Genomic DNA, 22941 nt, shown 5'->3' with positions numbered 1-22941 from the left:
CATGTCGGAGTTCGACGGCAGGACCGTGCTCGTCACCGGCGGCGGCCACGGGATCGGCAAAACGATCAGCACCCGCTTCGCGCTCGGCGGAGCCCGCGTCTACATCAACGACTCCGGCGAGTCGGCCGAGGCGACGGCCGCCGAGCTGACCGGGGCCGGGGGCGGCGTGGAAGTCCTCCACGGTTCCGTCGCCGAGCCCGATGACCTGCGCCGGATGATGGATCACATCCGGGCCACGGCGGGGACCCTCGACGTCCTGGTCAACAACGCCGCGCCGGGCGCGCTCGCACCCGTGCGCGAACCCACGCGACGCGACTGGACGCGGACCTGGCAGACCACGGTGCGGGGAGCCGTCGACTGCTCGCTCCTCGCCTCCGAGATCATGCGGCCCGGCGGCGCCGTCGTTACGATGTCCTCGACCGGCTCCGGTCTCGTCCCCGGCGAGCACGCGGCGCTGGGCATCGGCAACGCGGCGCTGGAGTCTGCGACCCGCTACCTCGCGGTCGAGCTCGCCCCGCTCGGAATCCGGGTCAACTGCGCCTGCGGCGTCGAGAGCCCGGCGCTGCGGGAGTCCCCCGAGGCCGGTGAACCGCGCGTCGACCCGGGCGCGTACGCCGACCTCGTCCTGTTCCTCGCCTCGGAACGGGCACGGTGGATCACCGGTCAGACCGTGCTCGCCGACGGCGGGCTCAGCATCGGCGCTCCCCTGCCGACGCCGCCGGCGCCCGAGCCCGCACAGATCGAGCCGGTGAACGCGGGCGAGGCGATCGCGATCGTGGGCACGGGCTCGGTGGTACCCGGCGCCGACGGCACCGACGCCCTCTGGAAGCTGCTCACCAGCGGCGATCCGGTCTTCCGGGAGCCCGGCCGGCGGTGGTCCGGGGAGAGCTACCACTCCCCCGACCGCATCTACGCACCGGAGCTGGGCTTCGTCACCACCGACGCGCCGGAATCCGTACGCGCCGAGGACCACAACACCACGTGGCTGCGCAGGGCGTTCGCGGAGGCGTGGGACGGCGTGGTCAGCCGTCCGGCCGACAGGACCGCGCTCTACATCGGGGCGTCGCCCGACGGAAGCCAGCATCTGGAGGACTCGGTGGTCCTCGCCGCCCTGCGCCGGGGCCTCGCCGGGACGCCGGACGCCGAGGAGGTCGTCCGGGCGGCACGCGAGCACCTGCGCCACGCCGCCCCGGACCCCGTCCGCTGCCTCCCGCACGCCGCGATCACGGCGGCGGCCGAATCCGTCCTGCCGACGCCGTCCGACGTCATGGTCGTCGACACCGCGTGCAGTTCGTCCCTCTACGCCATCGACCTCGGCATGCGCCGCCTGCGCTCGGGCGCCTGCGACATCGCCGTCTGCGGGGGCACCCTCGCCCTCGCTCCGCGGTCGATGGCCCTGTTCGCCGCGCTTCGCGGGTTCAGCCCCACGGGCGCCGTGCGCGCCTTCGACAGCGCCGCCGACGGGACGCTGTTCTCCGACGGCGCCGCCGTGGTCGTCCTCAAGACCCTGGAACGGGCGCGTGCGGACGGGGATCCGGTGCTCGGCGTGCTCACCGGCCTCGGCACCTCCTGCGACGGCAAGGGCAAGGCGATCTACGCGCCCAACAGCCGGGGGCAGGTGCTCGCCGTCCGGCGCGCCTACCGGGCGGGCCCGTCACCGGAGGACGTCTCGTGGATCGTCGCGCACGGCACCGGGACGCGGGCCGGCGACCAGACCGAGTTCGCCACGCTGGCGTCGGTGTTCCCGGACGACCAAGACCTCGTGATGACGTCGAACAAGTCGCTCATCGGGCACACCGGATGGCCGTCGGGCGTCCTGTCGGTGATCCACGCCGTGGAGGGGCTGCGGCGCTCGGCGATCCCCGCCCAGCGGCCCGCCGTCACCGCGCCCAGCCCGGACCTGCCGCCCCGGGTCACCGTCCCGGACGGCCAGGTGCCCTGGCCCCGTCCGGACACCGGTGTCCGGACCGTGGCCGTCAACTCCTTCGGCTTCGGCGGCACCAACGCCCATGCCGTGATCACCGACGACCACCCCGGCCTCGCGGCGGACCCGAGGCCGGCCGGGCGCGACCCGGTCGTGCTGGTCGGCTGGAACGCCGTCCTGCCCGGAGGGCCGTCCCGGCAGGACGTCTCGGCCTGGCTGGTCTCGGGCGCGGGCGAGACGCCGGCGGCGTTCGCGACGGTGCCTCCGGTGCCGTTGCGCATGCTGCGGACTCCTCCGGCGACCCATCGGACCCTCGACCCGTCCCACCGGCTCGCCCTGCTGGCGGTCGACGGGCTCCACGACGAGCTCGGCCCGTTCTGGTCGGAGCTCAAGGACACCTGCGGAGTGATCGGCGCGCACTGCGGCCTCACGTCCCACGCGGCACGGCACACCGTGCGCTGCGCGCTGGACGACCTCCGCGACAACGTGGTGGATCCGCGCACCGCGCAGCACCCGTCGCTCGCCGAATCGTTCGACCGCTTCGCCGCCGACGCGCGCGGCGCCATCGAACCGGCCACCGAGGACGCCTTCCCCGGCGGCATGCCGTCGCTGATCCCGGCGCGCGTGGCCGCCGCGCTGGACCTCCACGGCCTGGCGATGAACTGCGACACCGGCACGTGTTCCAGCCTGGACGCACTGCGGGCGGCCTGTGATCACCTGGCCTCCGGCGACCTCGACCTCGCCTTGGTGGTCTGCGTCAACGCCCACAGCGACGCGGCGTGGGCCGACCTCGTCCTGCCCGCGTTCGACGGCGTCGACGAACTGGGCGAGACGGCGGTGTGCTTCGCGCTGACGCGGCGGTCCCACGCCCTGCGCAACGACCTGCCGGTGCTCGCCACGCTCGGCGATACGACCGTCGTCGATACGGACGGCGCCCGCCCCAAGCCGCTCGAACGGCGCAGCTACATGGCGGCCGACTCGGCATTCGCCGTCCTGGCCCACGTCTTGCGGCGCGAGGACGCGACGGTGTCCTGGACGGACCCCTTCACCGGCCGCACGGCGCGCCTGGCCGTCGCCGCCTCCCCGGACACGGCCCCGCCCGCTCCCCCGGAGTCAGAGGTCGTCCATCGTTACGCCCTCGCGTACCGGTCCGTGCAGGCCGTGGCCGCCGATGAGGCGGTCGAGACGTTCCCCGACCACTGCCTCGTTCTCACCAACGGGTCGGTACCGCCCGCGACGCTCCCGCCGCACACGCTCGTGGTCTCCACGGCCGACGGTCCGGAACGTCCCGGCGTGCACACGGCCGCACCGGGCGAGGGCGTCATCGCCGGCCTGGTCGCGGCGGCGGGCTGGCGGCCCCGGCACCTGCGGATCGTCGCCGACTCCGACGCCGACGTCCTGGGCCTCCACGAACTGGCCTTCCTCGCCCTCAAGGAGTGCTTCGACGAGCTGGGCCACGGCAGCGTGGCGACGCTTCTCTACAACGCGGTCGCCCACGGGCTGCCGGTCGGCCGGGCCGGACTGTTCACCGGCTTCGGCAAGACCGTGGCCTGCGACCTTCCGGACGCCACGGTCCTCTGCGTCCTGTCCGACGCCGACACGCCGGAAGGCGGCCTGCGCCACTGGGGCGAGGAGCTCGGACGGCACTCCACCACGGGGATCGTTCTCCGTGTCGGCGCGGACCGTTTCGAGCCGCTTCCCACGCCCGCACCCGAACCGCCGGCGACGCCGTCCCCGCCGCTCGACGACACGAGCGTCATCGTCGCGGCGGGCGGGTCCCGCGGCATCACGGCGGCGCTCCTGGACGATCTGGCGCACGCCGCCCGGCCGAAGATATGGATCCTCGGCCGCAGCGACATCACCGGCGCCCCGGCGTTCCCGCCCGGCACATCGCGCAGCGACCACCTCCGCGCCCGCAGACGCGACGACCCGTCCGTCTCGATCGCGGCGGCCAACCGCGAATACGACCGGCAGGTCGAACGGCAGGAGACCCTCGACGCTCTCCGGGCGCTGACCGACCAGTGCGGCGCCGACCGCGTGCGCTACCTGACGTGCGACGTCCTGGACCGGGCGGCGGTCCAGCGGTCCGTCGACCGCATCCTGGCGGAGGACCAGGTCATCGACCTCCTGCTGTTCGCGGCGGGCGTCAACCGGTCCACCGAGACGCGCCGCAAGTCGCTGGAGGAGTTCCGTCTCGTCCGGGACGTCAAGGTCCGCGGGCACGCGCACCTGCGCGACGCCCTGGGCTCTCGCCATCCGCGCACATGGATCAACATGGGCTCGGTCTCCGCGTTCACCGGCCAGCCCGGGAACTCCGACTACACCTCCGCCAACGACTACCTGGCGACCGCCGCCGTTCAGGCGGACGCGGAGGGATTCGACCACCGCACCATCGCCTGGCCCATCTGGAAGGAGACCGGGCTCGCCTCCGGCGCGGTCATGCGCGAGCAACTGGCCCGGCAGGGCTATACCGCGATCACGACGGCGGAGGGCGTCCGGCAGTTCCGGCACGTCCTGGCGGGCGCCCCGCGTCCGCCGTGCGTCCTGCTTCTCGGCCCGCTGGACGCGGCCATCGCCGATCGGCGTTTCCCGGGCATCATCGCGGCGGCCGACGGACAGCCCCCGACCCACCCGCTCCTGAGCGACGCCCCGTCCGGAGAAGGCGACGTCCGGTGCAGCCTCGACGTCGAGCGCCACTCCTACCTCGACGACCATCTGGTCGACGGCAGGCCGACCGTTCCGGGCGCCTTCCTCGTCGAGATGGCGGTCGAGGCCGCCTCGGCGGCGTGCCCGGGACGGCTCCCCGTCCGCGTTCTCGACGGGACCTTCGAGCGTTTCCTCAAAGCGCACCCGCGCACCGGCACCGTCGATTTCCGGATCAGCACCGAGATCGAACGCTCCGACGACTCCGAGACCCACGTCGCCGTCACCTTCCACAGCGACCTCCGCAGCCCGAAAGGCAGGCTCCCGAGCCGTCGCCACGCGCGCTGCACGGTGGTCCTCGCCGATTCCGCACCGGACGCGCCACGGCATCCGATCGTCGTCCCGCCCGACGCCGTGCCGCTGCCCGACCCGTACCACCTGCCGAACGGCTCGATCGTCCTGCGCGGAGCCTTCGTCACCACCACGGCCACCGCCGTGCACGACGGCACGGCCTACGGCGGCTTCGCCCCGCCCGACCACGTCCACCGGCCGCCCTTCACCGCATTCCGCACACCGGCGCTCCTCCTCGACGCGCTCGCCCGGATCAGCGTCCTGCTGGACGGCACGGAGACCTCCCTCCCGGTCCACGCGCTCAAGTCCTTCCGGGAGATCACCTTCCACCGGACGGGCAGCGATCGCGACATCGCCGATCGGGCTCGGGCCGTCCTGCTGAGCGCCGTGCGGGAAGGCCCGCACGGCCGGTCGTGCGTCGCCGCCGACGACGCAGGGGAGGTCCTCCTCACCATCCGCGGTCTCGAAGGCCATCCGAAGGGCGTGGCCGATCCCCGTGAGCGTCGCGGAGAGAACGGCGGACCGAACCCGGGCCCGGATCGTTCTTGACATAACTTGTCACGTCTGCCAGAAACGAGACAGCATCCGATTCGGGAGCGTTGCCATGACGCTGTCACGTCCCCCCGCCCGCGGACCGAACGGCGCTTTGCGGAGACTGCTCGCCGAGGTCGGTTGGACCGAGGAGCGGCTGGCGTCCAACGTCAGCGAACTGGCCGCCGCGACCGGCGTCCCGCTGCGTCTCGACCCCGGGGCCGTGGCACGCTGGCTGGCGGGCGGGTCCCCGGCGCAGCCGGTCCCGTCCCTGGTCGCCGAGGCGCTGTCGCGCGGACTGGGCCGACCGGTCACGGTCGCCGCGACGGGCCTCGACCCCGGGAGCGGGGAACGGGCCGCGCCCGCCGACGTCCCGGCACGGGACCCGGTGACCGTCGGCGACGCCCGGCCGGGAGACCCGGCGGACGGCCCCCGCGGCCCGGTCGCGCCGCCGACGCCGCAGCGCACCGCCCGCGCGCATCCGCGCACACCCGCGCCGGACGCCGAGGCGATGGTGCGCGCCTTCTCCGCCATCGACGACGGCTTCGGCGGCGGCCATTCCCGGGGCGCGCTGGTCGCCTACCTCGCCCGTGACCTCGGCCCCCGGCTCGCCGACATCGGCGCCGGACGGGCGTCGCGCAGCGGGCTCTGGTCGGCCGCGACACAGCTCACCTACCGCTGCGGGTTCATGTGCTTCGACGAGAACCTCCACGATCTCGCGCGGCGCTACTACCGGGTCGCGCTGGACCTGGCGTCCGCGACCGGCGACTCCGGCGCCCGCGCGGTCATCCTGCGCACGATGTCGAACCAGGCCCGGCTCCTCGGCCACCGCCGGTACGCGGTCCATCTCGCCGAGGCCGCCATGGTGACCGGCGGACGATCGGTCTCCCCGGCCCGCAGCGCCTTCCTGCTCGGCCAGGTCGCCGTCGCGGCGGCCGGCGCCGGCGACCGGACCAACGCGGTGTCGTCCCTGAGCGCCGCGGAACGCCAGTTGAGCCGCGCCACGTCGCGGTCGACCGCCGACGACGCGGCGGACACGGCGGGCACCGCGATGGGCGGCTACCACCCCGCCGCGCTGTGGCATCAGCAGGCCGCCGTCCGGGCTCTGCTGGGCGACCGGGCGGGCGCCATCACGGCGCTCACCGTCTCCCTCACCCACCGTCCGGCCGAGGAACGGCGATCCCGCACGATCACACGGGCGCGTCTCGCGGAACTCCAGCTCTCCCACGGCGAGGTCGACCAGGCGGTCACGACCTGGCACGCGTTCCTGGACGACTACCGCCACCTGCGCTCGGGCCGCGCCACCACCGCCCTGCGCACCCTGCGCTCCCGGCTCGCCCCGCACGCGGCCGACCGGAACGTCGCGGGCCTGTTGACGCGCGCCGTCGCCGAATCCCGGCCGCGCACGCGCTGACCGTGCGCGCTCCGGCGATCAGACGAGCGAGTCGGGACGTTCCGCGACGGTGCCGCCCGTTCCGCGATCGCCCGCCGGAGCGTCCTCGATCGGCCCGGCGGCCCTGACGGGAAGAGGCGTGGTGTCGACGGTGCGCCGTCTGCACGTCAGCGGCCCGAGCCCGGCCAGCGCCGCGACGACCTGCTCCCGCAGCCCGGCCGGGGCCGACTGGGTGACGACGAGCCCGATCGCGGTGGCGCCGGCCAGCGGCTCGGCCTCCAAGTCCGCCAGGCGGGTCACGACCCGCACCGCCGGGAAGCCCGCCGGGGGGCGCGTCGCCGCCGAGCGGAGCGCGACCTGTGCGTCCGGGTCACGCTCGTCGGCGGCCAGGACGAAGGTCAGCTCGCTGCCCGACGACACCGAGGCGATCGTCTGCGCCCGGTCGGACGCGGCGTCGCACAGCACGTCGAAGTGGTGCCCGGCGAGCTGCGGGACGTGGTCGCGCAGTGCCGTGACGATCGGCAACGCGTCCTCGACGGCCATGCCGGGGTCGATCACGAAGGACACGGCGTCCTGCGTCCGGGCCACCGCCGCCGGGACGTCCGCCACGCCGTGGACGACCTCGGCGGCGGGTCCCGCGCAGGCCGTCAGGACGGGAAGCGACGCGTGGCTCCGGTCTCCGATCACCACCACGTGATCGCCCCTGGCCGCGTAGGCGGCGGCGTCGGCCTGGACGGCGGTCACCAGCGGGCACGTCCCGTCGATGACCCGCAGCGGACGCCTGGCCGCCTCCGCCCGGATCGACGGGGGGACGCCGTGCGCGGGGAACACGACCGGCGCTCCGTCGGGCACCGCGTCGAGGTCGTCGACGCAGACCACACCGGCCTGTCTCCACGCCGTCGGCCACGGCGCGCCCGTGACGGGACGGCCGACGACGAACAGCCGGCCGCCGTCCGGCCGCGTCGCCTCGCGCGCCATGCCGTCGACCATCCGCACCGCGCGTCTCCCGCCCCGGCACAGGGCGGGCATGTCGGTCACGAGCAACCGGCGGCTCCGCAGCAGCTCCGTCCACCGCCGCATCGCCGCGGTCGCCGCGGCCGAGGCGACGCCGTCGTCGCGGTGGGTCACGAGCGCGAATCCGCCGACGCCGCCGTCGCGGCCGACCCACGAGACCGAGGACATGACACCGGCGGCCGACGGCCCCGCACCGATCTCCCCGGCGCCCGGCACCGCGCGCAATTCCACGCCGTGAACATTTCCGGCGGCGCGCGACAGCGATGCGGACAGCCACTCGGCGAGCAAAGGGGCCGCGTCACAGCGGACCGGGCCGCGTTCAGGATCAATGAACCACGGCAGCACCAGGACATGCCCGATTCGGCCTTCGGGGACTCGGACCTGCCGCCGCTGCAGAGTTAGCTTCATCACGCTCCACTGAACCCGTCGACATTAACACGAGCATGGGTTGATCACATCGCGCGGCACAAAGAGCCGGGGGAAGCGGGATAACCCATTCACACCGTCGCGGACATTCCACCGTCGCGGGTTTCGAGCGGGGGCGAAGATCAGATCCGTGCGCGGCCCGCCCCAGTTCACCACGCCGGAATTCGGACGCCCCGCCGAACGGCGCATAAACATGTCTCGCTTGAGCGGCATGTCTCGCCCGCGGTCGCCGACACGACGGAGGGTTAAACGAAAAGAATCAAGGTACAATCCGCCCACAGCTCTCAACGTGACGAGGCGTCGGGAGCAGGGCGACCCCCGGTGGAGCACGGAAATGGCGGATTCGCGGATCCCCGACCCCCTGCTGCGCGCCCTGCTCGACGAGGCCGGATGGAGCGGCGCCGAGCTGGCGAGGCACGCCGCCGCGGTCGCCGCCGAGCAGGGCTCCCCGCAGACCTTCGACCGCAAGACGGTGTCGTTCTGGCTGGCGGGGCGCCGCCCGCGACCGCCCGTTCCGGCGATCGTGGCCGAGGCGTTCTCCCGTGCCCTCGGCCGCCGGGTGACCGTCGCCGACACCGGCCTGGCCCGCGACGCGTCGTCGCCGCGTCCCCCGGCCGCCCGCTCGGGCACGAGCCCGCACGCCGGCCCGTCCGACCCCGCGGCGGCGTTGCTCGGCCTCGGCCGGAGTCAGCGCGGCGGGCCCACGGACGCCGCCTACCGCCTCGACCTGCTCGACGTGCCGACGTGGACCGAGGCCGCGAGCGGACGGACGGCGCCGGTCGTCCCGGCCGACCACACCGAGATCGTGACCGAGCCGCAGGTGGAGACGATCGAGCAGATGGTGCGCCTGTTCCTGGACAACGACGGCGCGTTCGGCGGCGGCTACGCGCGGGGGCCGCTCGCGGCGTACCTGACCCACGACGTGGCGCCCCTGCTGCGGGCGTCCGCGCCGCCCGCGCTGCGCCTGCGGATGCTGCGCGCCGCGACCCGGCTCGCCTATCTGTGCGCGTACATGTGCTTCGACGACGAGCAGCACGCCCTCGCCCAGCGCTACCACCGGACCGCCCTCGACCTGGCCGTCGAGGCGGCGGACCCGGCGGGCTACGCCGTCGTCCTGCGGGGGATGTCGGTCCAGGCCCGTTCGCTCGGGCACCACCACGAGGCCCTCGTCCTCGCGGAGAACGCCGCGGCCACCGGGCAGCGGAAGGCGACCCCCGCCCGGCACGCCTTCCTTCTCGGTCAGGTCGCCGTCGCCGCCGCGGCCGAGGCCGACCGCTCGACCGCGCTGTCGGCCCTCTCGGCGGCCGAACGCCTGCTGGAACGGTCGACCTCGCGGTCCACGCCCTACCAGGTCAGGCCGTCGCAGACCACGGCCGGATCCGGGGACGTCGTCGGGGGCTACCACCCGGCGGCGCTCTCCCACCAGGAGGCCGCCGTCCGGGCCGAGCTCGGCGACCTCCAGGGCGCCATCGCGGCCCTGAAGACCTCCCTGCGCCACCGCCCGTCCGACGAGCGCCGGTCCCGCGCGGTCACCACCGCCCGCCTCGCCGAACTCCAGTTGCGGACCGGGCACCTCGACCAGGCCGTCCACACCTGGGACGCGTTCCTCGACGACTATCCCCGCCTGTCGTCCGGCCGGGTGACCTCGGCGCTGCGCACCATGAAGGCGCAACTGCGCCCCCACTCCGACAACGCGGGAGCACGCCACCTCCTGGCCAGGGCCGTCGAGTTCTAGCGCCGTCCTGTACCTCTGACCCGGGCGGCATGGCCGCCGGTCGTCCCGGGTACATGATCATCGCCGTGCCGGGGGGCGCGGCGGGGGGTGGCCGCATGCCGGGACGGATCGCGCCGCGCGTGCCGCCGCGGCGGGCCGAGCGGGAGCGGCTCGGCGCGTTCGGCGGGCTGGCGGCGCTGTCGCTGGACGCGCTGAGCTCGGTCGCGTACGGGCCGGAGGCGATCGTCCTCGTGCTCGTCGCGGCGGGGACGCCCGCGCTGCGGCTGACGCTGCCGGTCGCGGGCGCGATCGCGGTGCTGCTGGCGGTGCTCGTCGTGTCGTACCGGCAGGTCATCGCCGTCCATCCGAACGGCGGCGGCTCGTACGCGGTCGCCAAGAGCGAGCTGGGCGGGCCGGTCAGCCTGCTGGCGGCGGCGAGCCTGGTCGTCGACTACGTCCTGACGGTCGCGGTGAGCCTGTCGGCGGGCGCGGCGGCGATCGTGTCGGCCTTCCCGGGGCTGTCGGGGCATCTGCTGACGCTCGCGCTCGGCGGGCTCGCGGTGCTGACGGCCGTGAACCTATGGGGCATCGCCGAGAGCGCGCGGGTGCTGATGCTGCCGATGGCCGCGTTCGTCGCGCTGATCCTCGCGGTGATCGCGACCGGGCTGGTCCGGGGGCATCCGGCGGCGGCGGTCGGCGGAGCGCCGGTCGCGCACGCGGCGGAGGCGGTCGGGTTCCTGCTCGTCCTCAAAGCGTTCTCGGCGGGCTGCTCGGCGCTGACGGGCATCGAGGCGATCGCCAACGCCGTCCCGGCGTTCCAGGAGCCCCGGGCGCGGCGGGCGCAGCGCACCGAGATGATGCTCGGCGCGCTCCTCGGGACGATGCTGCTCGGCCTCGCGCTGCTCATCACCCGCGACCACCTGGCGCCGCGCGCGGGCGTGACCGTCCTCGCGCAGCTCACGGCGGGCGCGTTCGGGACGGGCCCGCTGTACTACGCGGCGAACCTCGTCACGACGCTCGCGCTGTGCCTCGCCGCGAACACGAGCTTCGGCGGGCTGCCGGTGCTGCTCAGCCTGCTCGCCAAGGACGGGCGCTTGCCGCACCTGTTCGCGCTGCGGTCGCGGCGGCCGGTGTTCCGGTTCGGGATCGTCGCGCTCGCGGCGTGCGCGGCGGTGCTGCTCGTCGCGGTGGACGCCGAGACGTCCCGGCTCATCCCGCTGTACGCGATCGGCGTGTTCATCGGGTTCACGGTCAGCCAGACGGGGCTCGTCCGGCACTGGCGGACGCGGCGTCCCCCGCGCTGGGCGGTGCACGCCGTCCTCAACGGCACCGGGGCGGTGCTGACGGCGACGGCGGCCGTCGTGTTCCTGCTCACCAAGTTCACCGAGGGCGCGTGGGTCGTCGTGCTGATCGTCCCGCTGCTGATGCTGCTGTTCTCGCGCATCCAGGGCTATTACCACGCGGTGGAGCGGGAGCTGGCGGCCGGGGAGATCGCGCCGCCGCCGCGCGCCACCGCCGGCCTGGTGATCGTCCCGGTCGGCGGCATCGACCGGCTGACCGCGCAGGCGCTGCGGGCCGCGCTGACGCTCGGGCCCGAGGTCGTCGCGGTCGCCGTCCACGACGATCCCGAGCGCGGCGCGGCGTTCCGGGAGCGGTGGAACCGGTGGGGTCCCGGGGTGCGGCTGGAGACGCTGAGCAGCCCGGACCACACGGTCGTCCACCCGATCGTCGGCTACGTGAAGGAGCGGCGGGACCGGCAGGTCGCGGTGCTCGTCCCGGAGGTCGAGCCGCGCCGGTGGCGGTTCCGGCTGCTCCAGGACCCGCGTCCGGTGATCCTCGCGACGCTGCTGCGCGCCGAGACCGACGCGATCGTCTGCACCTACCCCTACCGGCTGACGTCGCGGTGACCGTTTCCGGCGCCGGGGCGCCGGGTAGGCGGCCGGTCCGACCTGGAGGGAGCGACGATGACGGCCGCGACGACGATCGTGATCGCGACCCGGGACCGCCGCGACCCGCTGCTCCGCACGCTCGGCGAACTGACCGCGCTGCCCGGACGTCCGCCGGTGATCGTGGTGGACAACGGCTCGCGCGACGGGTCGCCGGACGCCGTGCGGGACGCGTTCCCCGGCGTCCGCGTCGTCGGGCTGCCCCGCAACCACGGCGCGTGCGCCCGCAACGTCGGCGTCCGGCTCGCGGCGACGCCGTACGTGGCGTTCAGCGACGACGACTCGTGGTGGGAGCCGGACGCGCTCGGCGCGGCGGCCCGGCTGCTGGACGCCCATCCCCGGCTGGCCGTGCTCATCGGGCGGATCCATCTCGGGTCGGGGGACGTCGACGTCGTGTCGCGGAAGATGCGCACCGCGCCGATCGGGCGTGCGCCGGACCTGCCCGGACCGTCCGTCCTCGGCTTTCCGGCGTGCGCGGCGGTCGTGCGGCGCACGGCGTTCCTCGCGGCGGGCGGCTTCGACGACCTGCTGTTCTTCGGCGGCGAGGAGAGCCTGCTCGCGCTGGACCTGGCGGCGGGCGGCTGGGGCCTCGCGTACGCGGACGAGGTCGTCGCGCGGCACTCCCCCGCGTCCGGACGGGACGAGACCCTGCCCGAACGCTGGGCGCTGCACCGCCGCAACGACCTGCTCGTGACGTGGATGCGGCTGTCCGGACGGCGCGCGCTGTCGCGGACGTTCGGGCTCGCCGCGCAGGCCGTCGCCGACCCGGCGGCGCGCAGCGCGCTCGGCGGGCTGCTGCGCCGGCTGCCCGCCGCGCTCGCACGGCGGCGCCCGGTGCCGCCGGCCGTGGCCGGGGGCGTCCGGGCGCTGCGCGAGCTGGAGTGACGCTCAGTCCTGCCGGTTCGGGTTCTCCAGCCGGAAGAAGTTACTCGGCGAGCCGTCCTTCTTGTGCTCCTGGTAGAGGAAGTTGAGCCTGCGCTCCTCGAACGTCCGGAACCAGTCGTCCCAGGAGATCTCCTGGAGGTCCTGGCCGCCGTAGCCGGGGAAGTCCAGCAGCAGCCGGCCGGGACGCCCGTCGTACTCGCTGCCCGGGACGGTCGCCGGACGCGCCCCGCGCTCCCCGGCCCACTGGCGGATCACGGCGTGGTCGGTGGTGATCAGGCTGCGGCCCTCCCGCTCCTCGTGCTCGTCGGGGGAGGCCACCACCTGCTGGTACGCGTGCTCGCCCTGGATGTCGTGCCCCTGTGCGGACATGGTCGTCCTCCTCTCGCGGTGCTCCGGACGCCGCCCCTCCCCGGACCCGGCGCGCGGCAAACCCCGGTCAGGGCCGCGCGGTGCGCATGTCGAGGCGGCGCATCAGCCGGTCCACCAGATCGGGCGGCATCCCGGTCTCGCGGCGCGCGGCGAGGGCCTCGCGGCGGCCTGCGGCCAGGACGTCCTGCTGGATCTCGCGCATCATCCCGGCCTTGCGCATCGTCCGGCGGGCGCCGGCGAGGACCTCCTCGTCGGCCGCCTCGGGGTCGGCCTGCGCGAGGCGCTGGACGACCGCGCCGCGCAGCCGCTCGTAGACCTCGTCGGGGACGTCGTCGCGGGCGCCGGCGATCTCCTTCAGCCGGGCCAGCTCGGCGCGCAGCACCCGGGTGACCAGCTCGCGCTCCAGGCGCCGTTCGACGGCGGTGTCGGCGGTGACGCCCGTCCAGCGCACGACGAGCGGGAGCGTCGGCCCCTGGACGAGCAGCGTGAACAGCACGACCCCGAACGCCGTCACCATGATCTCCGAGCGGTACGGGAACGCGGCGCCGTGCTCGGTGGTGAGCGGCAGCGCCAGGGCCAGCGCGACGGACGCGACGCCGCGCATCCCCGCCCACCACGTGACGATCGTCTCCTGCCAGGTGTACGGCTCGTCCACGGTGTGCTCGCGGTCGCCGCGCGTGAACGCCCACCAGGTGACGAGCAGCCACGCCAGGCGCAGCAGCACGACCACGGCGACGACGGCGGCGGCGCTGCCGAGCATGCCCGTCCAGGACGTCCCGGTCGTCGCGAGGACGGTCGCCAGCTCCAGCCCGATGAGGCCGAACGCGAAGCCGCTGACGAGCAGTTCGATGACGTCCCAGACCGAGTCGCCGACGAGCCGGTAGGAGCTGTCGTCGGTCGCGGCGGCCTGCTCGGTCAGGTACAGCGCGGACACCAGCACCGCGAGGACGCCCGACGCGTCGAACGCCTCCGCCAGCCCGTACGCCGCGAACGGGACGAGCAGGCTGAACGCGACCTTCCACACGGCCTCGTCCAGCCGTTCCATCAGCCGGCTCGCCGCCCAGCCGAGGACCGTTCCCCCCGCGACCGCGACCAGCGCCGACAGCAGGAACGCGCCCACCGCGCGCCACGCCGAGAAGTGGCCCGTCACTACCGCCTCGACCGCGACGCCGTAGACGACGATCGCGGTGACGTCGTTGAACAGCCCCTCGCCCTCCAGCACCGACACCAGGCGGCGCGGCAGGCCCAGCCGGGACGCCAGCGCCGTCGCCGCGATCGGGTCCGGCGGGGCGACCAGCGCGCCGAGCGCGACCGCCGCCGCGACCGGCACCGCCACGTGCAGCGCGTGGAACGCCGCCGCCACGGCCGCCGCCGTGACCAGCACCAGCGCGACCGCCCGCGCGGTGATCGCCTGCCAGCTCGCCGCGAACTCGCGGAACGACGTGCGGCGCGCCGCCGCGTACAGCAGCGGGGGCAGGACGAGCGGCAGGATCAGCCTCGGCTCGATCCGGATGTTCGGGACGGCCGGGATCACCGCGAGCACGCAGCCGAACACCGTCATCGTCACCGCCGGGGCCACGCCGAACCGGCGGCTCAGCGGCTCGGCGAGCACGGCGCCGAGCAGCACGACGAACAGCAGGGCGAGCTGGTCCACGTGATCAACCGTAACCCGGACGGTCAGACGCGGACCGCCGTGGTCGACCCGGCGCGCTCCTTGCGGACGTGGAGCTGCGCGGGCACGCGGGCGCGCAGCTCGGCGACGTGGCTGACGACGCCGACGGCCCGGCCGCCGTCGCGCAGGCCGTCCAGGACGTCCATCACCTCGTCGAGGGTGTCCTCGTCCAGGGTGCCGAAGCCCTCGTCCACGAACAGCGTGTTGATCTCGGTGCCGCCCGCCTCGGCGGTGACGACGTCGGCGAGGCCGAGCGCGAGCGCGAGCGAGGTGATGAACGACTCGCCGCCCGACAGGGTCGCGGGGTCGCGGGTCTGGCCCGTCCAGGCGTCGGCGACGCGCAGCCCGAGGCCGCCCGCGCCCCGGCTGCGGTCGCCCGCCGCCTTCTCGACGGTGTGCGCGAGGACGTACCGGCCGGACGACATGCGGCCGAGGCGTTCGTTGGCGGCGTGGACGACCTGCTCAAGGCGTGCCGCGAGGACGTAGGCCGACAGCGACATGTCGCGGCGGTTCGCCGGGTCCTTGCCGGACGCCAGACCCGCGAGCCGCGCCGCGACGGCGTGCTCGGCGGCGGCCGGGCGCCAGGCGTGGAGCGCCGCGCTCAGGTCCACGCAGAGCTGGGCCAGCCGGGCGCCGCGCCGCCGGGCCTGGTCGGCGGCGGACGCGGCGGCGGTGCGGGCCGCGTCGGCGGCGGCGAACGCGTGCTCCAGCGCGGGCAGGTCGGGGGCGGGGCCGTCGGCGGCGGCGCGCAGTTCGGCGTTGTCGAGTTCTTCCCGGACGAACGCCTCTTCCCGGTCGAAACGCCGCTGCCGGTCGCGCAACGGGGCCTGCTGCTCGTCGGTCAGCGCCGCCGCGCGGACGTCCTCCCGGGTGCGGAAGCCTTCGTCGGCGAGGGCCGCGTCGGCGGCGGCGCGGGCGGCGGCCAGTTCGTCGCGGGCGACGGCGGCGTCGCGGGCGGCGTCGGCGGCGGCGCGCAGCGCGTCGGCCTCCCGGCGGAGGCGGTCGACACGGGCGTCCAGGGACGGGTCGTCGCCGCGCGCCCGGTCCAGTTCGGCGTGCAGGCGGTCGTGCTCGGCGGCGCGCTCGTCCGCCTGGGCGCGGCGCGTGGCGAGGGTGCGCGCGATCTCGTCGGCCTCGGCACCGGCGGCTTCGAGTTCCTTCTCCGCGGCACGCAGCGCGGTCTCGTGGACCGTCTCGTCGGCGGCGCGCTCCGCCGTCTCCGCCAGGTCGGCACGCGCCTCGGCGAAGACCGCGTCGAGGTCGGTGACGGGCGTGTCACCGACGCTCTCCATGAGCGCCGCGTGCTCGGTCGACAGTCGGCTGACCTTGTCGCGAGCCTCATCGCGCTCCCGGTCGGCGCGGGCCGTCGCTCCGCGCGACCGTTCGATCTCGTGCTCGTCGGGGATCACGGCGGTGGACACGGCGGGCGCGGGGTGTTCCTCCGAGCCGCACACCGCGCACGGCGTCCCGGCGCGCAGCTCGCCCGCGAGGACGGCGGCCATGCCGTCCAGGCGCGCCTGGAGCAGGCTCTGCGCGACGTCCTTCACGCGCTGGGCCTCGTCCACGGCGGCGCGGTGCGCGTCCTCGGCGAGGATGAGTTCCGCGGCGACCCGGTCGCGGCGGCGGGCGGCGTCGCGGCGGCGTTCGGCGTGCTCGGCGGCGTCGCGCAGGCCGGGGACGGACGCGGCGGCCCGCTGCGCCGCCGTGAGCGCCGCCCGGCGTTCCTCGACGCGGGCGGGCAGCTCGGCGAGCGCGGCGTCGGCGCGGTGCGCCCGCTCGGTCAGCGCGGCGATCTCGCGGTCGGCGCGCTCGCGCTCCCCGGCGAGTTCGTGCAGGCGGCGGACGGCGGCGCGGCGGGTCTCCAGCGCGGCCACCTCGTCGCGGCGGTCCCGTTCGGCCTTGCCGAGGACGTCGTCGGACGCGCCCGGCGGCAGCAGCACCGCGACCCGCTCCCGCGTCTCGTCCTCGCGGCGGGACGCCTGCACGGCGCGGTGGCGGCGGTCCTCGGCGGCGCGCAGCAGCGGGAGGACGCGGTCGGCGCGGGCGGCGGCGTCCAGCCGGGACGCCAGGTCGGAGCGTTCCGCCGCGCGGTCCTCCAACGCCTGCCTGCGGGCGAGGGCGGCGGCGCGGCGGGCCTGGGCGTCGGCACGGACGCGCGCGGCGTCGAGCGTCGCGCGCGTCGCGTCGAGGGCGGCGGCCGACGTCCGGGCGGCGTCCGCCGCCGCGTCGGCGGCCACCGCCAGGTCGGCGGCGAGCCCTGCGGCCCAGCCGGGCAGGACGTCCAGGTCCAGCGGAACCGCGTCGCCGGGCCGGGGCGGGGGGACCTGGCCGCGCGGGCCGAGCGGCGCGGGCGACCCGGTGGTCTCGGCGATCCGGTCGGCGACCGACAGCGCGGCGGCGCTCAGCTCGTCCGCGCGGCGGTGCGTCGCCTGGCGGCGGTCGGCGAGCCACTTCTCGACCTGGGTGAACACCTCGGCCGCGAACAGCTTCTCCAGGACCTTGCGGCGCTCCTCGGCGCCCGCCCGCAGGAACCCGGCGAACTCGCCCTGCGGCAGCAGCGCGACCTGGCAGAACTGGGCGGGGTTCATGCCGAGCAGCCGGGTGACGACCTCGCCGGCCTCGTCCAGCCGGGTGGACAGGGCCGTCCACGCGCCGCGCTCGAACTCCTCCAGGAGCACGCGCGCCTTCTCGCTCGTCGTGCCGGTGCCGCGCAGTTTCGGACGTTCCCACGCGGGCGAACGGGTGACGCGCAGCCGCCGCCCCCGGATCGTCGTCTCCAGCGACACCGCCGGGGCCGTGCCGGGGGCGGCGTGGTCGCTGCGCAGGTTCTTCGCCGCGTTCCGGACGCCGGGCACCTGGCCGTAGAGCGCGAAGCACACCGCGTCCAGGACGCTCGTCTTGCCCGCGCCCGTCCGGCCCCGGATGAGGAACAGGCCCGCGTCCGACAGCGCGTCGAAGTCGATGTCCTCGGTGCCGGAGAACGGGCCGAACGCCGTGACCCGGAGCCGGTGCAGCCTCACGCGCGGGCCTCCTTGCGGCGGACGTCGCCGAACGCCTCGTCCAGCAGCGCCCGCTCGGCCGGGTCCGCCGCGCTCCCGGTGACCTCGGCGACGAAGTCCGCGGCGAGGTCCAGGGCGGTCTTCTCGCGGTGGCGCTCGGCGAACGTCCGGACGGGACGGTCGTCGCCGCCGCGCGGTTCGTAGCCGAGGACGAGCGTGTGCGGGAACCGGCGGCGCAGCTTCTCCATCGCGCCGGACGGACGGTCGGCGTCCGTCAGCGTGATCTGGACCCAGCGGTCCTCATGGTCGGTGAACTCGTCGTTCGACAGCAGGTCGTCCAGCGTGCCGGTCAACCGCCCGAGGCGGCGCGGCACCGGGGCCTCCACGAACTCGGCGGCGACCGAGCCGTCCGCGCCGAGATCCACCAGCCACGAGCCCTTCACGTGCCGCGCCTCGGAGAACGAGTACGCCAGCGGCGACCCCGAGTAGCGGACGCGGTCCGTCATCGCCTGCCGTCCGTGCAGATGCCCGAGCGCGACATAGTCCACGCCGTCGAACACCCCGGCCGGGACGCTCGCCGCGCCGCCGACGGTGATGTCGCGCTCGCTGTCGCTGGCCTCCCCGCCCGTCACGAACGCGTGCGCGAGCACCACCGACCGCGTCCCCGGACGGGTCGCGAGGTCGGCGCGGACGCGGCGCATCGCGGCGGTGAGGGCGGCGGCGTGCCCGCGCTCGTCCAGCTCCCACGGCGCGCGGACGAGTTCCGGTTCGAGATACGGGATCCCGTAGAACGCGACGCCGTCCACCAGCACCGGGTCCCCGACCGTCGCGAAGTCGGTGCGGACGTGCACGCCCGCCGCGTCCATCAGCGCCGAACCGAACCCGAGGCGCCGCGTCGAGTCGTGGTTGCCCGCGATGACGACGACGCGGACGTCCAGCGCGGCGAGCCGGGCCAGCGTCTCGTCCGCCAGCTTCACGGCCTCGACGCCGGGCAGCGCCCGGTCGTAGACGTCGCCGGAGACGACGACGCAGTCCACCCGTTCCGCGCGCACCGTGCCGACGAGATGGTCGACGAAGGCCGCCTGCGCGGCGAGCAGGTCCTCGCGGTGGAACGAGCGGCCGAGATGCCAGTCGGACGTGTGGAGGATTCGCATGTCGGGACGACACCCTAGGGACCGCCGCCGACAGTCGCTCGGTGAAACGCCGATCGCCCCCAAAGCCGGGGAAATGTCGGATTCCCCGTACCGTGCGACCGGGCGTGAGAATCTCTCCTGATCACCGGGCGGTTCCCCTACAGTGATCACGTGAGCGACCGCCCCTACACGCTGCTGAGCTGCGCGATGTCGGCCGACGGCTACATCGACGACGCCACCCCCGAGCGGCTGCGGCTGTCCAGCGCCGCCGACTTCGACCGGGTGGACGGCGTCCGCGCCACCTGCGACGCCATCCTCGTCGGCGCCGAGACCGTCCGCCGCGACGACCCGAAGCTGCTGCTGCGCTCCCCCGCGCGGCGCGAGCGGCGCGTCGCGCGCGGCGTCCCGGGCGACCTCGTCAAGGTGACGCTGACCTCCGGCGGCGACCTGGACCCGGCGGCGCGGTTCTTCACCACCGGGGACGTCGCCAAGCTCGTCTACACGCGCACCGAGGTCGTCCCGGCGCTCGCCGAACGGCTCGGCGGCGTGGCCGAGGTGATCGACGCGGGCGACCCGGTGAGCCTGCCGCGCGTCCTCGCCGACCTGTGGACGCGCGGGATCCGGCGGCTCATGGTCGAGGGCGGCGGCGGCATCCACACCCGGTTCCTCACCGAGGACCTCGCGGACGAGCTGCAGCTCGTCGTCGCGCCGTTCTTCCTCGGCGACCCGGCCGCGCCCCGGTTCGTCCGGCCCGGCGTGTTCCCGCAGAGCCCGCGCCGGCCGATGCGGCTCGACGCCGTCACGCGCGTCGGCGACCTCGCGCTGCTGCGCTACCTGATCGGCGGTGCCCGTGGCTGAGCCGCAGGCCCCCGGCTCGACCGACGCCGACCTCGTCTGGCTGGACCTGGCCTGCGACCTCGCCGCGCTGTGCCCGCCGTCGGAGTCGGCGTTCTCGGTCGGCGCGGTGATCGTCGCGGCGGACGGGACGCGGATCGCGCGCGGCCACTCCCGCGAGGACGACCCGAAGGACCACGCCGAGGAGTCCGCGCTGCGCCGCGTCCCGGCCGGGACCGACCTCGGCGGCGCGACGCTCTACAGCAGCCTGGAACCGTGCGGGCGCCGCGCGTCGCGTCCCCGGCCGTGCGCGGAGCTGGTCCTGGACGCCGGGATCCGCCGCGTCGTGTTCGCCTGGAGCGAGCCGGACGTCTTCGTCCCCGCGACCGGCGCCGACCGGCTCCGCGCGGCGGGCGTCGAGGTCGTGGAGATGCCCGTCCTCGCGTCCCGGGCCAAGGAGCCCAACGGGCACCTGCTCGGCTGACCGGTTCAACCGATCGAGACGACGATCCAGCCCCGGCGGGCGCGGCAGGCGGCGAGGACGTCCGGGTCGGGACGCCCGGTGACCAGGAGCCGGACGTCCCCGACCGGGATCTCGGCGTGGCCGAAGGCCAGCGCCCGCAGTTTGGCGGGGGTGACCACCGCCGTCGTCGCCCGGTGCCGGCCGATCGCGGCCAGCAGCTCGGGCAGACCCGGCTCGGGCACGGCGACGAGCGTCGCGCCGTGCAGCAGGCACAGGTCGACCAGGCCCGTCCAGGCGGGGGTGGAGCAGTCCCCCGGGTGGCAGGCCAGAACGTCATCCACGCCGAGCCCGGCCGTGCCGCCGAGGCGGTACAGGTCGGCCAGTCGCTCGGCGTGGGTGATCCCCTCCGGTGGATCGCAGAGGCGCAGCGCGAGGTCGCGCAGCGGGTCGGCGGGCGCGATCGGGCCCGGCCCGGGGTCGGGGGCGACGGGCGGCGCGCCCGCCTCGACCAGCCGCGCGAACGGCGTCGCGCCCGGGACGTTCCCGAACGCGAACACCTGCCGGACGTAGGACCGCTCGGTCGCGGCCAGGGCCTCGGCGGCGGTCGCGGCGCCGGTCAGCAGGAACCGGGCGCCGCACTCGGTCATCATCGCGGCGAGTTCGGGGACCTCGGCGGTCGCGGGCAGCGGCGCGGGCACGGCGCCCGCGGCGGCCACCGCGTGGACGGCGAGCGCGTGGTCGCAGACGCCGGTGACGTGGATCGCGGCGACGTCCCCGGTGCGGACGCCGAGCCGGCGCAGGCCGGTCGCGGCGGCGGGCACCGAGGCCGCGAACCGGCCGTAGTCCAGTTCACGGTGCGGGTCGACCAGGGCGGGACGTCCCGAGCCGCGCTCGGCGTGCTCCCGGGCCGCCGCCAGCACCGCCTGGGTCACCGTCGTCTCGGATACGGCCGCGTGGCCGAAGTGTCCGTCGAACATGCGCCGAACGTACGCGCGGCGGCGTCGCCACCACATCCGCAGAAGTGTGTAAGGGGGTGTGTAGCTCAGCGGTGTCACGATCCGAGTCCCGCCCGTTCCAGGAGGGCGCGGCGGCGGACGCGTCCGCCGGGGCCGCGCGGGATGGCGTCCACGACGTGCACGGCGGCCACGCCCCGGCTCGGCGGGACGTGCGCGTTGACGTAGGCGAGCAGGTCGGCCGCGGGGACCGGCTCGGCGAGGACGGCGAACGCGTGCGGGACGAGCCCGAGGTCCAGGTCGGGGGCGGGCGCGACGGCCGCGTCCCGTACGGCGGGGTGCGCGGCGAGGACGGCGTCGGGTTCGGGCTGCGGCTCGGGCCGGGGCCCGCCGATGCGGCCGAGGACGAACACGCGTCCGTGCTCGTCGGCGAACGCCGAGTCCCCGGCGGGCAGCCAGCGCGACGCGTCGCCCGCCGCCGGGACCCGCACGCACAGCTCGCCCGGCTGGTAGGCGGACTGGTCGTCGCCGGTGGCCGGGTCCACGACGCGCCAGGACACGCCGGGCAGCCCGCGCCCGACCGAGTCGGCGGTGCACTCCTCGGCGGCGCGCAGGTTGAGGTGGGTGAGGCCGCCCGCCTCGGCGAGCCCGTACGCCTGCCGGACGGGGCAGCCGAGCCGCTGGGCGAGGGCGCGGGCCGTCCGCGCGTCGAGCGGCCCGGCGGTGACGACGATCGCGCGCAGCCGCAGCCGGTACCGCGAGACGGCCCGGTCGTAGGCGAGCATCGTGGCGCGTCCGGGATCGAGGAGCGCGACGGTGACGTCGTGGTCCTGGAGGGCGCGCAGCAGGTCGTGGTGGCCGCCGCCGGGCAGCGCGACGACGGTCGCGCCGAGCCGCAGCGCCGGGTTCAGCAGCCCGTTGAGCGCGAGGACGTCGGCGAACGGCACCGCCGACAGGACGGTGTCGGCCGCGCCGATCATGCCCGCGTCCGCGACGCGCAGCAGCCCGGCGACGACCTCGGCGTGGGTGAGCGGGACCGGGCGCGGCGGGCCGCCGTCGCCGCGCGTGCAGACGAGCAGCGCGGTGTCGCGCGCGGCGTCCACGTCGACGCCCGGGGCGGGGCCGCCGGTGAGCAGCGCCGCGAACGGCTCGGTGCCGGGCACCGCGCCGAAGCAGAACACCCGGCGCAGGCCGGGGACGGTGCGCGCGGCGGCGCGGACCTGCTCCAGCGGCGCGCCGGGCCAGGTCACGAGCGCCTGCGCGCCGGCGGCGTTGAGCAGCCGGGACAGTTCGGTGGACGTCGCGGTGACGCGGACCGGGAACGGCACCGCGCCGGCCGCCGCGACGGCGTGCAGCGCGAGCGCGAACTCGGGCCCGTCGGGGAGGTGGAGCGCGACGACCGTCCCGGGGCCGACGCCCTCCCGGGCCAGTCCGGCCGCGGCCGACCCGACGGCGGCGGCCAGTTCGGCGTGGGTCGGGCCGTGGCCGGTCACGGCGTCCAGGACGGCCGTCCGCGCGCCCCGGACCCGGTCGTCCGCGGCGCCGAACACGGCCCGCGCCATCGTCATGGTCATGGTCATCAGGGCGCCCCCGCCCGCACCGAGGGAGATCATGGGGCGACCGTAGGCGCGCATCCGCACGATGCGCATGCTCCAGAGTGCGCAACCGGTTGCGTATTCGGAGCCGGGTGC

The 22941-nt window shown here is 75.6% G+C and carries 14 protein-coding genes; 7 read left to right on the top strand and 7 right to left on the bottom strand.

Features of this window, described 5'->3' with window-relative positions; all coding sequences use genetic code 11:
* Position 1 precedes the first annotated feature (1 nt).
* Positions 2–5467: an SDR family oxidoreductase gene (locus BTM25_RS26600; protein WP_103565826.1), complete on the top strand. Its 5466-nt coding sequence runs from the start codon at positions 2–4 to the stop codon at positions 5465–5467.
* Between the two features lie 55 nt (positions 5468–5522).
* A complete protein-coding gene (locus tag BTM25_RS26595) occupies positions 5523–6863 on the top strand; it encodes a hypothetical protein (RefSeq protein ID WP_146059160.1) in 1341 nt (446 codons plus the stop codon).
* Positions 6864–6881: 18 nt separating this feature from the next.
* Here BTM25_RS26595 and BTM25_RS26590 read toward each other — a convergent pair whose 3' ends face one another.
* On the bottom strand, positions 6882–8087 hold the full coding sequence (locus BTM25_RS26590; protein WP_168212252.1) for a hypothetical protein: 1206 nt from the start codon (positions 8085–8087) through the stop codon (positions 6882–6884).
* Positions 8088–8616: 529 nt separating this feature from the next.
* Between BTM25_RS26590 and BTM25_RS26585 the strand changes: the two genes are divergently transcribed.
* The 3 genes from BTM25_RS26585 (at position 8617) to BTM25_RS26575 (ending at position 12827) form a co-directional block, all read left to right on the top strand.
* A complete protein-coding gene (locus tag BTM25_RS26585) occupies positions 8617–10017 on the top strand; it encodes a tetratricopeptide repeat protein (protein WP_103565821.1) in 1401 nt (466 codons plus the stop codon).
* Between the two features lie 95 nt (positions 10018–10112).
* A complete protein-coding gene (locus BTM25_RS26580; protein ID WP_103565954.1) occupies positions 10113–11903 on the top strand; it encodes an APC family permease in 1791 nt (596 codons plus the stop codon).
* A gap of 57 nt (positions 11904–11960) precedes the next feature.
* Positions 11961–12827 (top strand): glycosyltransferase family 2 protein, encoded by an 867-nt coding sequence (locus BTM25_RS26575; protein ID WP_103565820.1) that lies wholly within the window; start codon positions 11961–11963, stop codon positions 12825–12827.
* A 3-nt stretch (positions 12828–12830) separates the two neighbouring features.
* Here BTM25_RS26575 and BTM25_RS26570 read toward each other — a convergent pair whose 3' ends face one another.
* The 4 genes from BTM25_RS26570 to BTM25_RS26555 all read right to left on the bottom strand — a co-directional run bounded on the left by BTM25_RS26570 (position 12831) and on the right by BTM25_RS26555 (position 19021).
* The gene (locus BTM25_RS26570; RefSeq protein ID WP_103565817.1) at positions 12831–13196 is read right to left on the bottom strand and encodes a hypothetical protein; all 366 of its coding nucleotides are present in this window, start codon (positions 13194–13196) and stop codon (positions 12831–12833) included.
* 67 nt (positions 13197–13263) lie between these two features.
* Complete coding sequence (locus BTM25_RS26565; RefSeq protein WP_103565816.1) at positions 13264–14850, bottom strand: Na+/H+ antiporter; 1587 nt, start codon at positions 14848–14850, stop codon at positions 13264–13266.
* A 23-nt stretch (positions 14851–14873) separates the two neighbouring features.
* Complete coding sequence (locus BTM25_RS26560) at positions 14874–17888, bottom strand: AAA family ATPase (RefSeq protein WP_103565815.1); 3015 nt, start codon at positions 17886–17888, stop codon at positions 14874–14876.
* On the bottom strand, positions 17885–19021 hold the full coding sequence (locus tag BTM25_RS26555) for an exonuclease SbcCD subunit D (RefSeq protein WP_103565813.1): 1137 nt from the start codon (positions 19019–19021) through the stop codon (positions 17885–17887). The genes BTM25_RS26560 and BTM25_RS26555 overlap by 4 nt, the downstream gene beginning before the upstream one ends.
* Before the next feature lie 150 nt (positions 19022–19171).
* On the opposite strand from BTM25_RS26555, the gene BTM25_RS26550 reads away from it, so the two are divergent.
* Positions 19172–19858, top strand: coding sequence for a RibD family protein (locus BTM25_RS26550; protein ID WP_205648283.1), 687 nt, complete (start codon positions 19172–19174; stop codon positions 19856–19858).
* Complete coding sequence (locus BTM25_RS26545) at positions 19851–20318, top strand: deaminase (protein ID WP_103565951.1); 468 nt, start codon at positions 19851–19853, stop codon at positions 20316–20318. Before BTM25_RS26550 ends, BTM25_RS26545 begins: the two co-directional genes overlap by 8 nt.
* A gap of 5 nt (positions 20319–20323) precedes the next feature.
* Here the strand turns inward: BTM25_RS26545 and BTM25_RS26540 are convergent, their stop codons facing one another.
* Complete coding sequence (locus BTM25_RS26540) at positions 20324–21274, bottom strand: AMP-binding protein (RefSeq protein ID WP_103565811.1); 951 nt, start codon at positions 21272–21274, stop codon at positions 20324–20326.
* 74 nt (positions 21275–21348) lie between these two features.
* A complete protein-coding gene (locus BTM25_RS26535) occupies positions 21349–22863 on the bottom strand; it encodes an AMP-binding protein (protein WP_103565946.1) in 1515 nt (504 codons plus the stop codon).
* Positions 22864–22941 lie beyond the last annotated feature (78 nt).

This window comes from Actinomadura rubteroloni (genome assembly GCF_002911665.1).
Lineage (GTDB): Bacteria > Actinomycetota > Actinomycetes > Streptosporangiales > Streptosporangiaceae > Spirillospora > Spirillospora rubteroloni.
The sequence above is the reverse complement of the archived record's forward strand: the minus strand, read 5'-3'. Positions and strand labels throughout refer to the sequence as shown.

What these genes read in the sequence shown, in the direction of transcription:
- BTM25_RS26600 (WP_103565826.1), top strand. Translation starts at nt 2, where the DNA reads ATGTCGGAGTTCGACGGCAGGACCGTGCTCGTCACCGGCGGCGGCCAC.
- BTM25_RS26595 (WP_146059160.1), top strand. Translation starts at nt 5,523, where the DNA reads ATGACGCTGTCACGTCCCCCCGCCCGCGGACCGAACGGCGCTTTGCGG.
- BTM25_RS26585 (WP_103565821.1), top strand. Translation starts at nt 8,617, where the DNA reads ATGGCGGATTCGCGGATCCCCGACCCCCTGCTGCGCGCCCTGCTCGAC.
- BTM25_RS26580 (WP_103565954.1), top strand. Translation starts at nt 10,113, where the DNA reads ATGCCGGGACGGATCGCGCCGCGCGTGCCGCCGCGGCGGGCCGAGCGG.
- BTM25_RS26575 (WP_103565820.1), top strand. Translation starts at nt 11,961, where the DNA reads ATGACGGCCGCGACGACGATCGTGATCGCGACCCGGGACCGCCGCGAC.
- BTM25_RS26570 (WP_103565817.1), bottom strand. Translation starts at nt 13,196, where the DNA reads ATGTCCGCACAGGGGCACGACATCCAGGGCGAGCACGCGTACCAGCAG.
- BTM25_RS26555 (WP_103565813.1), bottom strand. Translation starts at nt 19,021, where the DNA reads ATGCGAATCCTCCACACGTCCGACTGGCATCTCGGCCGCTCGTTCCAC.
- BTM25_RS26540 (WP_103565811.1), bottom strand. Translation starts at nt 21,274, where the DNA reads ATGTTCGACGGACACTTCGGCCACGCGGCCGTATCCGAGACGACGGTG.
- BTM25_RS26535 (WP_103565946.1), bottom strand. Translation starts at nt 22,863, where the DNA reads ATGATCTCCCTCGGTGCGGGCGGGGGCGCCCTGATGACCATGACCATG.